Genomic DNA, 15236 nt, shown 5'->3' with positions numbered 1-15236 from the left:
CTGGTGGTTGGATAGACTGAGGGCTGCGGGAGACAAATTGAGGCGGGCTTAATTCGCATTTCGAATTAAGCCGTTATTTTCTGAACTTATTGCTTACTTTGAGCTAACCCGCTCATTCAGAGCCATCGGTAAATGGCTTGTTCGTTAGTAAATTTCCGAGGACTTTTTGATTCCGTTTTTCTTTACTGTGAATAAAGACACCCCGCTTTGCTGCCATGCCGCCTAGAGCTGCCACCGGCTCAGAGGCCTCTATTATTTGCATCTGCAGTCGCTCACCAGTTGCGGCCTCGCCCCCGCTCAACACCTTCTCTGACCTGAAATGTCGCGCATCCCAGAAGAAACCATCCAGCAAGTGATTGCCGCCACGGACATCGTGGCGCTGGTGGGGCGTTCCGTGAAGCTGCGCAAGGCGGGCACAAACTACCTCGGCCTCTGCCCGTTTCACAATGAGCGCACGCCCTCCTTCAATGTCAGCCCTTCGCGCAATACCTACCACTGCTTCGGCTGCGGTGCCGGCGGCACTTCGATCCGTTTTGTCATGGAGCACGACGGCTTGTCGTTCGTCGAGGCGGTCAAACGCCTGGCGGATGCCGCTGGAATCCGCATCGAGGAAGAGGTCTGGGATGCCAACGCGGAGGCGGAGGCCAAGCACCGCAGCCTGCTGCTGCGCGCGCACCGTGAGATTTCCGAATGGTTCCACCAGCTGCTGATGAAGCATAAAATCGCCGCACCAGCACGCGACTACCTCAAATCACGCGGCATCACGGCCGAGGTGGCGAAGAACTGGCAGATGGGCTACGCCCCGCCCAACGGCGCTTTTTTCCGTGAATGGGCCGCCCAGGCCAAGATCCCCGAAAGCGTGCTCGTGGAGGCCGGCCTCTTTGTGCAGAGCGATGAGGACTCGGGCCGCCGTGGCACCTACCCGCGTTTCCGTGACCGGCTGATGTTTCCCATCCGCAACGATCATGGGGATGTGATCGCCTTCAGCGGGCGTGTTCTCGATCCGGAGGCCAAAACTGCCAAATACCTCAATTCCCCCGAAACCTCTCTCTTCAGCAAGAGCAAGGTGCTCTTCGGCTTTGACCGCTCCAAGCGCGCCATCTCCAAAGCAGGCGAAGCCATCGTGTGCGAAGGCCAGATCGACATGATCATGGTCTATGAGGCCGGTTTTCAAAATGTGGTGGCAGGGCAAGGCACCGCCTTTACGGAGCTCCACGCCAAATTGCTTAAACGCGTCTGCAATGAAGTCGTGCTCTGCTATGACTCCGACAACGCAGGCTACAAGGCGGCTGAACGCGCCTTCCAAATCCTCTCCCCCATCGGGCTGACGGTGAAGGTGGCCTCGCTCCCGCAAGGTGAAGACCCCGACTCGCTGCTGCGCAAACAGGGCACTGAGGCGCTGCAAGCCGTGCTGGGAAATGCCACGGACTTCCTGGAGTACCAGATCCGCCGCCTGCGTGCCAGCGCCAAATCTGACAGCATGGTGGAGCGCGTGCGCATGGCCGAGCAGGTGGCCTCTGCCATCAGCATCTTCACCGGCGTGGCCCAGCGCATCACCGCCGTGAACAAAGTGGCCAACCTGCTCGAAATTTCCGGGGAGCAGCTCTCGGCGATGGTCAATCGCGCCGCGAAGGAGGCCAAGGGCGGCCAGTCTGCCGGAAACGCTCCCGTGAATGTGGTGGATGAGGCGAAGAAACTGCTCGCCTCCCAGCACAAGACGGCTCTGGCACTCTGCCAGATGGCTCTGGCCGATGCCGAGATCATGTACTGGCTGCGGGAGGCCGACTGCGAAGACCTGCTGCGCGAGGTGCCCGGCACCGAGATGCTGGCCATGCTGGTGCACAGCCGCCATGATCCGCTGGAGGAGTCCTCCCAGCTTGCCTTCATGGCGGGGCTGGAGCGCCAGCAGGAGGCGGCCTTTGCCCAGCTGCAGGCACGCCCACGCCTGCCGGGCGGGCTTGAGGATGCGAAAAGCGCCCTGTACACGCTGGAACTCGTGCGGATGAAGAACCTCATTCAGAGCATTGAGTCCAAATTACGCCAGCGTGACCTGCCGGAAGAAGAAGTCGAACGCCTGCAACAGCAGCAGATAGAACTCATCGCAAGGCGCAAAGAATGCCTTGACCGTACGAAACCCACCCCGAATAGTTTCTCCCCCTGACTTGACGCAGGTCCCGGACCCCCACCGAGGTAAGTATGGCCGTCTCCAAAAAACCACTTAACGGATCCCATTCTCGCAACGCCGCCAGTCAGGCAGGCGAACCTGCTGCTGTCGAGGACGAAGCCACCCCGCAGAAACGTGGCCGCGGCAGACCGCGCATCCATCCGCCCAAAGAGGCGCCCGCATCCCAGGTGGGACCGGACGGCCAGCTGCTCAAACGCCGCCGGGGACGTCCGCCCAAAGGCGGCCAGATCGGTGGCATCACGCATTTTGCCAACACCACCCACGACGACATCCACTCTCCGGACGTTCAGGCACGGCTGCGCGATCTGATTCGCACGGCTCGTGAGCATGACCACCTGACTTGGGACGACATCAATGAGGCCCTTCCCTCCGGATTCGTCACCCCGGACCTGATGGACGCCCTCATCACACGCCTGCGTGCGATGGAAATCAAGATCACCGACGATGTCGATGGCGTGGCGGCCCGACACAACGCCGCCCGTGAGCGCATCACCGCTGAACGTGACGCCGCTTCGGCCAAGCTGGATGTGTTTGACGATCCGGTGCGGATGTACCTGCGCCAGATGGGCCAGGTGCCCCTGCTCACCCGCGAGCAGGAGATCAACATTTCCAAGCGCATCGAAAAGGCCGATCTGAGCATGCGCCAGTGCCTGCACACCATCGGCTTCATCGGCCAGGCCTACCTGCAGTTTGCTGAAGCCTTGTGCAACGGCGTGGAGCGCTTTGACCGCCTCGTCAGCGACCGCAAGTCGGATGAACGCGAAGCTTACTTCAAAAAACTCAAGCCGCTGCTCGACCAGGCGCGCGAGACGCATGAGAAGACCAGCAAGGCCTTCGCCGCCCTCGTCAACTCCGGCCCGCGCAAACGTGCCGCCTGCCAGGAGGAGTTTGAAATCCTGCGCGCCGCGTTTTTCCGTGTCTGTGAGAAGTTTTACTTCAAATCCAAGATCACCGAGGACTTCGTCACCCTGCTGCAGCAGCGGCTGACCGATCTCGGCAGCCTGGAACGTGCTCTGAAGGAGCAGCCCGGCAACGAAGCCGCGCAGCAGGCCATCAGCGCCTTTGAGCAGGAGTCCTGGATGACGGCGGCGGATTACCGCACCCTCATCACCGACACGCTCAAGCATGTGTCCGGCTCCACGCGGGCCAAGACCGAGATGATCGAGGCCAACCTGCGCCTGGTCATTTCCATCGCCAAAAAATACACCAACCGCGGCCTCTCCTTCCTCGATCTCATTCAGGAAGGCAACATGGGCCTCATGCGTGCGGTGGAGAAGTTTGAGTACCAGCGCGGCTACAAGTTCAGCACCTACGCCACCTGGTGGATCCGTCAGGCCATCACCCGCAGCATCGCCGATCAGGCCCGCACCATCCGCATTCCGGTGCACATGATCGAAACGATCAACAAGCTCATGCGCGTGCACAAGCAGCTGCTGCAGGAGCTGGGTCGTGACCCGACGCCGGAAGAAATCGCCGAGGAAATTCATCTGCCCGTGGATCGTGTGAACGCCGTGCTGCGTCTTTCCCAGCAGCCCGTTTCCATGCAGGCCAAGGTGGGCGAAAGCGAAGGCGACACCGAATTCGGCGACTTCATCGAGGACAAGGAGGCGAGCAATCCCATGGAGCTCACCGCCATGCACCTGCTGCGCGACAAGCTGCGCGACGTGCTCGACACCCTCAACCCGCGCGAGCGCGAAGTGCTGGAGCAACGCTTTGGCCTCGGCGACGGTGCTGGCCGCACCCTCGAAGAAGTCGGCAAGCAGTTCCAAGTCACCCGCGAGCGCATCCGCCAGATCGAAGCCAAAGCCCTCCGCAAGCTGCGCCACCCCACGCGCATCCGGAAGCTCGGCGGTTTCTTTGGTGCGGGGTGATCGGCAGCGCGCCGCGCCCATCCATCGTAGGACGGTCGTGGCGAAGCCCGCCCGTCCATCAGCGTACGGCGGACACTTTGCGGGCGGAGCGTGCCAGCGGCCTCGGGGCGTGTCGGCGTACGAACACCCTCGCAGTCGGGCGGTTTGGCGAACAACTCGCTGATGCATCGGAGAGCCTCCTTCGCCAAACACGGCCGACCTACGGCCAGCGCGCCGCGCCCATCCATCGTAGGACGGTCGTGGCGAAGCCCGCCCGTCTATCAGCGTACGGCAAACACCACGGCGTACGAACACCTTCGCAGTCGGGCGGTTTGGCGGAGGGCGTCCACGGACATCGAAAAGCCTCCTTCGCCAAACACGGCCGACCTACGTCCAGCGCGCCGCGCCTTGCCGTAGGACGGTCGTGGCGGAGAGCGTCCTCGGACATCGGAGAGCCTCCTTCGCCAAACACGGCCGACCTACTTCTCACCAGCACGCGCCCACATCTCGCCGTCCCTCGATGCTGCGGAGGTAGATGTAGCCCTCCACAGACTGCGACGCCCACTCGCCCTCGAGCTGCACTGTCACACGCTCATACTCCCCGCCTTCGGTGTCTTCCAGCACATCCAGTTGAGCGAGTCCGGCCTCGTCCACACTCCAGACTTCGCCTTGGATCGACAGGCCACCCTCGGGGGAACGAACCATGCCGGGATAACCCTGAAGTTCATACATGCGATACACCGGAGCTGTGTGCGCCTCGCTCACGAACTCCTGATCCTCGATCCAGCCATGATTTTCACCGCCGCGCTTCAGCGTGCCGTAAACAAACACCAGCGTGCTCACAGCGCATCCTCCCGTTCATTCAGCCAGGAGCCCCGGCTGTACCGCATCTGCGTCAGTTCATTCGCACGTTCGATCATCGCATCGGTCATCTCTTCCTTCACCAGCACGTTTTTGGCCAGTTGCCCCGCCCAGCGCGGCCAGAAGTCCTCCGTGAGCAGCACCTGCTGCACGCTGCCCTGATGCAGCAGCCCCAGCTTGCCGCGCCGCTGCCCTGCCCCGGCGACTTTCACCTTGTCGCGCACCACATCGTGCATGGCGGGGGCCACAAAGCAGAACGGGTTCTCGATCAAATCTTCCGGCCCGGCGAGGCGGCTGCCATCGTCCAGCGCCCTGGCCAGCGACTCATGGATCAGGCGGTAGCTGTCCAGCGGATTGGTCTGGGACCAGGGATGCACCGCCGGCACGATGAAGGAATACGTGAAATCATTCTCATGCAGCACCACGCCGCCGCCCGTCCAGCGCCGCACCACGGGCCACGGCGGCAGGGTTTCCGCCAGCTTGGCCAAATTCTGCGCATAGCCGATGGTCACCGTGGGCTGATCCCAGCGATACACACGCAGCACCGGCACCTCGCTCTGCTCCAGCCAGGCCTGGTCTGCGGCCATGTTCCACGGGCCGTCATGCGGCGGCGCGTCGAGGTGGAGGATGAGTTCGTTGAAGAGAGGTTTGGCAGAATGCACGCGACCATCATGCCTCATTTTTCCACACTTGCAGCCCGGATGTTACTTTGGCCTCCGCTGCTGCGTTTAAAGCACTCTCATCATGCCTCCCTCCCGCCTGCTCCTGCTCTCCTTTACCCTGCTTTTCACCGTCCTGTCCCCTGCGGCGGACGACTACCAGCCCGGCCCGGATTCCAAACCCCAGGAAGGCGTGCCGAAGGGCGACGTGCTGAAGTTCGAATTCAAGAGCAGCAAGATCTTCCCCGGCACCGTGCGCGACTACTGGGTGTATGTGCCCAAGCAATACACGCCCGACACTCCCGCCTGCGTGCATGTGAACCAGGACGGCATTCAAAATCTCGCGCCCGTCGTCTTCGACAATCTCATCGCCAAAAAGGAGATCCCGGTGCTCATCGGTGTCTTCGTGATGCATGGCCGCGTGCCTGCGGCAGATCCCGCCACGCAGCTCGATCGCTTCAACCGCAGCGTGGAATACGACGGCCTGGGCGAGAACTACGCGCGCTTCATTCTCGAAGAACTGCTGCCTGAGGTGGAGAAGATCGTGCTGCCAGATGGCCGCCCGATCCGCCTCTCCCACAATGGCAATGACCGCAGCATCGGCGGCAGCAGCAGCGGGGCCATCGCCGCCTTCACGGCTGCATGGGAGCGGCCCGAGGCCTTCAGCCGCGTGTTCAGCAGCATCGGTACGTATGTGGATCAGCGCGGCGGCAACGACTACCCGGTGATGATTCGCAAAGCCGAGCCGAAGGCGCTGCGCGTCTTCCTGCAAGACGGCAGCAACGATGCGAACGGCACCGGCGGAAACTGGTTCCTCGCCAACCAGGAGATGCTCTCCGCGCTTGAGTTTGCGGGCTATGAATCCAACCACGTGTGGGGTGACGGCGGCCACAATGGCAAGCACGCCACCGCCATTTTCCCCGATGCCATGCGCTGGCTGTGGAAGGACTGGCCCAAGGCCATCACCAAAGGTGTCGGCTCCAAAGCTCCGGTGATGGACGTGCTGGGAGCTGGTAGCGAATGGCAGCTCGTGGGAGAAGGCTACGGCTTCACCGAAGGCCCGGCGGTGAATGCGAAGGGCGAGGTCTTCTTCACCGACATCCCGAACAGCCGCATCCACAAGGTGGGGCTGGATGGCAAGGTCTCCGTCTTTGCCGAGAACACCGGCAAGGCCAACGGCCTCATGTTTGGCCCCGATGGCCGCCTGTTTGCCTGCGCCAGCGGCAACAAGCAGATCGTGGCCTACGATGAAGCAGCCAAGATGACCGTGATCGCCGAGGGCATCGACTCGAACGACCTCTGCGTCGGCCTGAATGGCAATCTGTACGTCACCGATCCTCCGCACAAGCAGGTGTGGCTCATCAAGCCGAATGGCGACAAGCGCGTGGTGGACACGAATGACAAAGGCGGCATCGCCTTCCCCAATGGCCTGCGTTTGACGCCGGACCAAAGCCTGCTGCTCGTGGCCGACATGCGCGGCCAGTTCATCTGGAGCTACCACATCGAGGCCGATGGCACCCTCTCCGCCAAGCAGCCCTACCACCACCTGCGCATCCCCGACGGCCTGATGGAAAGCGGGGCTGATGGCATGACGCTGGACACCAAGGGCCGACTCTACGTCGCCACGCACGCAGGCATCCAGTTCTGCGATCAGGCCGGACGCGTGAACGGCATCATCGCCAAGCCGCAGCGCAAGTGGCTGGCCAACGTCGTCTTCGGCGGTGCGAACTTCGACGAACTCTACGCCTGCAACGGCGACAAGGTCTTCAAACGCAAAACGCAGGTGAAAGGCGTGCGCTCAGCGGACGCCCCGATCAAGCCGGAGAAGCCGAGGCTGTAGGAGAGCGGACCGTAGGATGGGTGTGGCGTAAGCCCGCCCGTCCACCAGCGTACGGCAAACTCCATGGCGTACGAACGTCCTCGCAGTCGGGCGGTTTGGCGAAGAGGTGCGCGAGTGATTGCGAAAGCATGACCCGCCAAACACACCCAACCAACGACCGGATCGCCAGCCTCCCAATAAACCACTTCATACCACACTCTATCCTATGCTACCCTATAATTTGACTTCCTGTCACTTTTTACATTGACTTCTGAAATCCGGACCCAAGCCTCATGCAGAGGCATGAATCATTCATCACCGACACACTCATTGGCTTCCAGCCTTCCGGCCGGGAAGATCACCCGCAAACAACTCGCCGCGCACTGCGGCCTCTGCGTCAGCAGAATTGATCAGCTCACCCGCGCCGGCGTGCTGGGGCATTACCGGATCGGCAAGTCCGTCCGCTATGACCTGGCGGAGGTGGAGGCCACGCTGCGGCAGCTCTTTCACGTGCAGCCCACGGCGCAGGCGCTGGCGCAAACCACCCGCGCTCACAACCCTCAACCCCAAGCCTGAACGACCATGCATGCACCTGCTGAACTGACGGGAGCCATGGCGGCGGCACTGGACTCCGAGGAGCAGCTCCTCGCCGTGCTGCTGGAGGGCAATGAGGAGTGGCTGCCTGCGCTGCGGCGCATCCTGCCGCATGCGGACGCGTTTGTGGACCCGGAGCGTCGCTGCCTGTGGGACACCCTGCTGGAAATGCACGACCGTGGCGAAACCATCAGCGCGGACAGCGTGGCGGTGCGCCTGCGCCGCAAGGGCGGCCCCACGATGGAGGGCGTGCGCTCCGCCATGGTGCTGCTGCTCGGCAGGCACTCCATCTTCAGGCTGGAAATGGCGGAGTGGCATGCGCGGCAGATCGCCTACGCGTATGAGCGCCGTCTCATCGCCAGCGTGGGGGAGATGGCCGGGCAGGCGGACATGAGCCCGCAGCAGATGACGGCGGCACTGCGCGAGAAGTTGAAAAAGATGGAGCGCATCGCTTACTCCACAGGAGAGGATGCCCCGCGTCCGCTGCCCCTGGGCGCGGCGCTGCTGCCGGTGCTGCCCTTTGACACCGCATGGCTGCCCGAACCCTTCCGCGCGTGGATCAGCGACATCGCGGAGCGCATGCAGTGCCCGCCGGAATTCCCTGCCGTAGCCGCCATGGCCGCGCTCTCCAGCGTGGCGGGCCGGCGCTTCTGCATCCAGCCCAAGACGCAGGACGAAGGCTACACCGAGTTCCCCCATCTCTGGGCCATGCTCATCGGCAGTCCGTCGCTCATGAAAAGCCCCGCCATGCAGGCCGCCATGCGCCCGCTGAAGGAGCTGGAGCGCATCGCCTGCAAAGAGTACGACTGCCGCGAGTTGGAGCGCCAGACGGCGGAGATCGCCGCGAAGATCAAACGTGGCGCACTGGAAGCCGAGGCACGCAAGGCCGCGAAAAACGGCGAACCCTTTGACTACGCGCAGCTCATCGGCCCGGCGGAGGGAGAAGCCACGCCGCTGCGCCGCTTCATCGTCAATGACGCCAGCATCGAGGCCCTGGGCGAAGTGCTGCGGGACAATCCCACCGGCACCATGTTATACCAGGATGAACTCGCGGGCCTGCTCGCCCTTTTGGAAAAGGATGGCAACCAGTCCCTGCGCGCCTTTTTGCTGCAAGCCTGGAGCGGCAAGGAGGGCTTCACCTTTGACCGCATCGGTCGTGGCCGCAGGCACATTGAATCCTGCGCCGTGAGCCTGCTCGGCAGCATCCAGCCCGGCGTCATTGCCAGCCATGTGCGTGCGGCCAATGGCCACACCGCAGGTGCCGATGGCTTCCTGCAGCGCTTCTCGCTCATGGTCTGGCCGGACGTGAGCAAGCACTGGGAAGACATCGACCGCCCGCTGGACTCCGAGGCCGAGTGGGAGGCCACCGATGTGTTTCACACCTTCGAAAACATCACCACCGCGCAGCTCACGCAAAAGGGCCTCAAAACAGGCCGCGATGGCATCCCCACCTACCGCTTTGCGCCCGAGGCTCAGGAGCTCTTTGGCACCTGGCGGCACGATCTGGAGCACCGCCTGCGCAGCGGCACGCTGGCACCCGCCATGGAGGCGCACCTCGGCAAGTACCGCAAGCTCGTGCCCGCGCTCGCCCTGCTCATCCACGCAGCGGAGGCCCCCGGCGGAGACGTCAGCCTCTCCGCCCTGCAGCGCGCCCTCTCCTGGGCCCGCTACCTGGAATCCCATGCCGCCCGCGTCTTCGCCTCCGGCGCCGTGGCGGAGAGCACCGCCGTGCACACCCTGCTCAAGAAGCTGTGCGATGGGACTTCAGGGTTGCCGGAGGAGTTTAAGGCGAGGGATGTGCGGCGGAAGGGATGGTCAGGACTGGCACGCCCTGAAGAGGCCGAGTCCGCCTGCGAGCTGCTGGCCGAGCACCGTTGGCTCATCGCCACCGTGCAGCCTTCCAGCTCTTTCGGCGGTCGTCCTACCACAACCTACCATCTTAACCCACAGGCCCGGAATGCGTTGTCGAAGGCGGGATGAACTGCCGAAACTGCCAATACCCAGTTCTGGCGGTTTCGGCGGTTTTGGCAGTGCTTTTTAAAAGGGGGAGATGTTTTGAAGACAAAGCGAGACTCGCCAAAAGAAAGACGTCACATGCCTCCCCTCTTTGCTTTTACTCAGTCTGTTAAAGAGCTAAGCCAAGTCATTGGAGAGTGGGCGGCGTCACATCGACATTCATGGAGCTAATGAAGTCGTGGATTTTCTTCACAAGCTTCTGGGCTTCCTCAGAGACGTCATCCCAGCTTGTCGTGCTTTCTATGGCCTTGGCGCAAAAAGCCACCTTGCCATTCAAGACCCCATATTCTCCGCCGTAGCTGCCTTTACGGTTTCGCTTCTCACTCAGTTGTTTATCAATGAATTCGCCAAGCCGCGCAGAGCGGTATCGGTCGTGGTTAAACTGGGGAGGATTCTCTTCTCCATATGCAATGAGAACACTCTGCAAAACTTTGGGACTGAGCAGGTTCTCGATTTCCCTGCTTTCAAGACAGTAATATCGATCATCAAGACGTTTCGCCAAGAGGGCCTTTCTCGACTGCTTAGGATCAGAGCTTGGCTGCTCGTCGCCTGCGGGAGGCGTGCTGTTCTCTGTTTTTGCGCCCCTCTTACGACTTATTGGATCCACATCAGCATCTGTGATCAAAAACAACTTGGCGCACAACCGATCCACAAGAATCCGTTTCTCGGCCTGCTCCTCGTCATCATCCAGGAATGAAAAGTGCGTGATGTTTCCACCTCCATACTCCACAAAACTGTAATGAAAGTCTTCCTTGAAGACTTTTGATTTGCCCCCCTGTTTGGAGAGATCTGATTGATACAACTTCAACCAGTGAGCGATGTAGCGACGATCCGTCACTCCTTCGACCCATATGGTGCAGTTTGACAGCAGAACTGATGAGTTTCGCACCCCCAGAAGCTCCAAAGGTTTCCGCTGATCACGACTCACTTGATGCACGTGGAATTTGACCTGAGCCTCACTGACATCAGCAGGGAGATCGACATGTTTTTCAAGCGTATAAACCGACACATCATCAACATCCAAGGTAAGATCGAGGAAGTGATTGGAATGAGTGGTCAGGAAATATTGGTGCTTGGGAAACCGCTGGGAGAGGGTTTCCAGAAAGACCCGCTGCAGCCATGGATGCAGAAACAACTCTGGCTCTTCGATGAAGGCAAGCACATGCTTATCTCTCCAGCGAAACAGCGGAAAAGTCAGAATGAGAAGGGACTGGATGCCATCTCCCAGATCATGAATCGCTTTTTCTGGCTCATTTCCTATCTTCACCGTCAGGGTGGTATGGTCATGCCGAGGAATGAGAGCCACAGGCCGATCATCGAAGAAGACCTCGCTTATCCATTTTTCAAAACTTCTCAGGTGCTCTCTGTCCTTGAGATCGCCACGAAGCAATCGTTCAACATCGGCGTATAAACTTTGGCCAGTGAAAATGTCCTTGGCTTCCATCTTATAGTCCAAAGAGGTTCTGTTGATCAATAGATCCTTGCTCCCCAGCTCCCGCATCGTGCGGAGTGTTGGAATATAAACGCGTTGGATTTGTTGAGCTGCCGATTCAATCTCTACCGCCTTTTGGATACTTTCCTGGGCAGACTGGAGAGGGTGCATCAATTGCTGCCACTCCCACCCCCGTGCATTTTGATTAGCGTCTTCGATAAAAGACTTTGCCCAAGTGGAAACGCTTCTAATCTTGGAATTGCCAGGATTCTGTTCAATGACCAATCCTTTTACGCCCGCCTGATCGACATTTTTGACATAATTACCCCATCGAAGATTTGAAACCACTTGGTTGAGATTTGTGTGCTGTCCCAAGCTTGTTTTGTTAAACACTATTTCAAACAACTTGTGATATTCGCGAAAAGGAGACCCGAAGAATGAAAAATCCTCCGGTGGTTCAAAGGTGATCGTTTTGGCCTTGGCTATGCCTCTAATCAGGCGGCTCTTACCTGAGTTATTGGCACCCACAAAAACATTGATTCTACCCAGACCTTCGAGCCGCTTAGGTTCAAATGGTTGGTCCTTATTGTCGAAACAAATGTAGGGATGAAAATCGTCCTCCAAGACGATTTGGCTCATGAGGTAATGATTGAAGACTGCCATTTGCTATTACCTTCTAGGCATAAAGAATGGCAATGCTACCGTTTATTACTTGCCCCCATCTTCTTGAATAGGGGCCTCATGTCTTGCCTCCATCCCCCGGGCCAAGACGCTGGCAGCCTCTCAGCCCGCGCTAAAAATACTCCTCCTTTTAAAAAGCACCGCCAAAACCGCCGAAACTGCCAATACCCGGTTTCGGCGGTTTTGGCAGTTCATGCGGAATGCATTTTCTGCAGGGTGAGTGCATACCCAACTTCAACCAGGGCCTTTTTAAGAATCAGGTTCATGCAGTGCGCGGCCTGAGCGCTTGCTGCCGCTTCGGAAAGAGCCTCCAGCACAAAATACACTTCGTCATTTCGGCTCTTTTGAAATCCCACACAACCGCTGCCAGGCACGTTGGCGTCAAGAGCCTCAAAGAGGGTGGATCGTTCGTGCTCGGTAAGTCGGCGAGACAAGTCCGCATAAACGGCGTACTGCATGCTGGGGATCATATCATCAAATCACGAACACGCAGCCACGCTTTACCCTGTATGATTCTGCACACGGACCGTAGGACGGTCGTGGCGACAGCCCGCCCGTCTGTCAGCGTACGACTGGCTCCATGGCGTACGAGCGTCCTCGCAGTCGGGCGGTTTGGCGGAGAGCAACCTCGGGCATCGAAAGTCTTCGACGCCAAACACGGCCGACCTACGGCCAGCGCGCTGCGCGGATCGTAGGACGGTCGTGGCGACAGCCCGCCCGTCCATCAGCGTACGGCTGGCTCAATGGCGTACGAGCGTCCTCGCAGTCGGGCGGTTTGGAGGAGAGCAACCCCGGGCATCGAAAGCCTTCGACGCCAAACACGGCCGACCTACCGCCAGCGCGCTGCGCGGATCGTAGGACGGTCGTGGCGACAGCCCGCCCGTCTGTCAGCGTACGGCTGGCTCCATGGCGTACGAGCGTCCTCGCAGTCGGGCGGTTTGGCGGAGAGGTTTTTGCGTGTTGAAGGGTGTCTTTTTTCGCCAAACACGGCCGACCTACGGCCGGAGGGCAGCGCTCTTTGGGCGTTACAACACGATCACGCAGCTCGCTTCCACGCGCGGATGGCTGGCAGTGATGCGGGCACTTTGGCACGTGGCGTGGGCGCTGATCGACAGGCGGGAGTGTCTGTCGTACTTCGCGTGCGGATGGCTTGATGTCCGGACCTCGAAAATCGAAAATCGATTGTTCGACAATCGTCAATCCTCAGGAGTCGGATCGCGCTGGGCATGCGCGATTGACGATTGAAGAGCATTCGATTGCTGATTTTTGAAGTGCCCATCCTTCCACGTGCGGATGGCGGGCAGTAATGCGGACACTTTGGCACGTGGCGTGGGCGCTGACCGACAGACAGGAGTGTCTGTCGTACTTTCAGGCAGCCCGCTTCTGCAGTTCCACCACGGCGTTGAGGATCTTCACGCGGTTCATCTCATGCACTTCCACCTTGGTGCCGATTTCGGGGACGAGAGTGACCGTCAATTCGCCGCCGAGGTGTTCGCGGAATTCTTCCAGGCCTTCGAGGATGGCGGGCTCGCCGGAGCGGCCGGGGGTCATGAGGTGGGGGGAGGAGGTGGCGAAGCCGATGCTTTCGATGAGCTTCAGCACGCGCTCGCAGGTCTCTTCGCTCAGGATGCCCTGCATGCGGGAGTAGACGAGGTCCACGGCCATGCCGATGGCGACGGCTTCGCCATGGGCCACGGTGAATTTGGAGATCTGCTCCAGCTTGTGCGCGGCCCAGTGGCCGAAGTCCAGCGGACGGGCGGAGCCGAGTTCAAAGGGATCGCCGCCGGTGGCGATGTGCTCCACATGCAGCTCGGCGCTGCGCTGGATGACCTGCTCCAGGGCCTCCTGCTTCAGCGCGGCGAGATCTCCGGCCATGGCCTCGATCTGCTCAAAGAAAGCGCGATCGCGAATGAGCGCGACCTTGATGGCCTCGATGATGCCGTTGCGGCGGCCACGTGCGGGCAGCAGTTCCAGGAAGGCGAAGTCATTCACCACGGCAAAGGGCACGGCGAAGCTGCCGACCCAGTTTTTCTTGCCGAAGTAGTTCACGCCATTCTTCACGCCCACGCCGCCGTCTCCCTGGCTCAGGGTGGTGGTGGGAAAGCGCACATGGCGGATGCCGCGATGCGCCGTGGAGGCGGCAAAGCAGACGAGGTCCAGCGCGGCGCCGCCGCCGATGACGAAGACGTAGCTGTGGCGGTCCAGCGCGGCTTCATTGATGGCGTCCCAGCAGCATTCCACGAGGCGGAAGTCGTTTTTGCAGGGCTCGCCGCCGGGGATGACGATGGGATCGTCCACCATGGTGAAGGTGTCCGCATGCACCTGGCCGTAAGCCATGATGTCGTCGAGCAGATCGCGGTTGGCCGTGGCGACGGCTTCGTCCACAAACACGAGCACCCGGGGGAGCTTGTGCGGCTGGTCGAGGTGAAGGAGGTCACGAATGGTATGGTTCCGAGGCGCGAAGACTTCTCTCGTGAACAAGATTCGGTGGGTGTGCTCTAGCCTGATTTTTTTCTCTAACATCAAAGGGGGGACGGTTCTTTGGCTCCGACCGGGGTTGAGGTCAAAGGGAAAGGGCAAACGTGTTACGAAAGCGTTTTCTAACCCGCCGCACTCATTTAGAAGGAAAACTCTGCTTTGATCGGGCCGCATTCCTTCGGGGCTGAATCTTGAAGAAGACTTGTTCCTCAATAGCACGGCTGGCTTTTCGGGACGTAGGTTGGGTGTGTTTGGCGGGTGCTGCCTTCGCCATCACACGCAGGCCCCTTCGCCAAACCGCCCGACTCCGAGGGCATTCGCAGGCCGGTGTGTTTGCCGTACGCTGGTGGACGGGCGGGCTGTCGCCACACCCATCCTACGAGCCGGACAGGCGCTCCGGCCGTAGGTTGGGTGTGTTTGGCGTCGAGGGCTGCCCATGCTCCACCGCATGCTTCGCCAAACCGCCCGACTCCGAGGGCATTCGCAGGCCGGTGTGCGTTGCCGTACGCTGGTGGACGGGCGGGCTGTCGCCACACCCATCCTACGGCCACTCATGACGCGCTGAACCTCGAACTCTATCCGAGAACAAGTCTGGTCATGCACCAGCGCCCCTGCAGCCCGGATGCCACCTTTTTTGCCCCGGCCTCCGGCCTTCCGGGCG

General features: G+C 60.5%; 10 protein-coding genes. 5 read left to right on the top strand and 5 right to left on the bottom strand.

Annotation, left to right across the window (positions count from 1 at the left end; all coding sequences use genetic code 11):
• Positions 1 to 319: 319 nt before the first annotated feature.
• Both dnaG and rpoD read left to right on the top strand, forming a co-directional pair.
• The gene (dnaG, locus tag AC24GY_RS04720) at positions 320 to 2161 is read left to right on the top strand and encodes a DNA primase (RefSeq protein WP_487680738.1); all 1842 of its coding nucleotides are present in this window, start codon (positions 320 to 322) and stop codon (positions 2159 to 2161) included.
• 35 nt (positions 2162 to 2196) lie between these two features.
• Entirely contained in the window at positions 2197 to 4056 is a 1860-nt protein-coding gene (gene rpoD, locus AC24GY_RS04715; protein ID WP_487680736.1) for an RNA polymerase sigma factor RpoD, read from the top strand.
• 465 nt (positions 4057 to 4521) lie between these two features.
• On the opposite strand, the gene AC24GY_RS04710 is transcribed toward rpoD, so the two are convergent.
• Both AC24GY_RS04710 and AC24GY_RS04705 read right to left on the bottom strand, forming a co-directional pair.
• Positions 4522 to 4878, bottom strand: coding sequence for a gamma-glutamylcyclotransferase family protein (locus AC24GY_RS04710; protein WP_487680734.1), 357 nt, complete (start codon positions 4876 to 4878; stop codon positions 4522 to 4524).
• Positions 4875 to 5558, bottom strand: a complete 684-nt coding sequence (locus tag AC24GY_RS04705; RefSeq protein ID WP_487680732.1) for a lipoate--protein ligase family protein — start codon at positions 5556 to 5558, stop codon at positions 4875 to 4877. Before AC24GY_RS04705 ends, AC24GY_RS04710 begins: the two co-directional genes overlap by 4 nt.
• A gap of 82 nt (positions 5559 to 5640) precedes the next feature.
• Between AC24GY_RS04705 and AC24GY_RS04700 the strand changes: the two genes are divergently transcribed.
• The 3 genes from AC24GY_RS04700 to AC24GY_RS04690 all read left to right on the top strand — a co-directional run bounded on the left by AC24GY_RS04700 (position 5641) and on the right by AC24GY_RS04690 (position 9948).
• Positions 5641 to 7395: an SMP-30/gluconolactonase/LRE family protein gene (locus AC24GY_RS04700; RefSeq protein WP_487680730.1), complete on the top strand. Its 1755-nt coding sequence runs from the start codon at positions 5641 to 5643 to the stop codon at positions 7393 to 7395.
• A 282-nt stretch (positions 7396 to 7677) separates the two neighbouring features.
• A complete protein-coding gene (locus tag AC24GY_RS04695) occupies positions 7678 to 7950 on the top strand; it encodes a helix-turn-helix domain-containing protein (RefSeq protein ID WP_487680728.1) in 273 nt (90 codons plus the stop codon).
• 6 nt (positions 7951 to 7956) lie between these two features.
• The gene (locus tag AC24GY_RS04690) at positions 7957 to 9948 is read left to right on the top strand and encodes a YfjI family protein (RefSeq protein WP_487680726.1); all 1992 of its coding nucleotides are present in this window, start codon (positions 7957 to 7959) and stop codon (positions 9946 to 9948) included.
• A gap of 163 nt (positions 9949 to 10111) precedes the next feature.
• Here the strand turns inward: AC24GY_RS04690 and AC24GY_RS04685 are convergent, their stop codons facing one another.
• The 3 genes from AC24GY_RS04685 to AC24GY_RS04675 form a co-directional block, all read right to left on the bottom strand.
• A complete protein-coding gene (locus AC24GY_RS04685) occupies positions 10112 to 12055 on the bottom strand; it encodes an AAA family ATPase (protein WP_487680724.1) in 1944 nt (647 codons plus the stop codon).
• Between the two features lie 233 nt (positions 12056 to 12288).
• Positions 12289 to 12555, bottom strand: coding sequence for a hypothetical protein (locus AC24GY_RS04680; protein WP_487680722.1), 267 nt, complete (start codon positions 12553 to 12555; stop codon positions 12289 to 12291).
• A gap of 910 nt (positions 12556 to 13465) precedes the next feature.
• Positions 13466 to 14620: a 3-dehydroquinate synthase gene (locus AC24GY_RS04675; protein WP_487680720.1), complete on the bottom strand. Its 1155-nt coding sequence runs from the start codon at positions 14618 to 14620 to the stop codon at positions 13466 to 13468.
• Positions 14621 to 15236 lie beyond the last annotated feature (616 nt).

The organism is Prosthecobacter sp. Pr1 (assembly GCF_057652315.1).
Note: the sequence above shows the minus strand (reverse complement) of the source record. Positions and strands in the feature narration are given on the sequence as shown.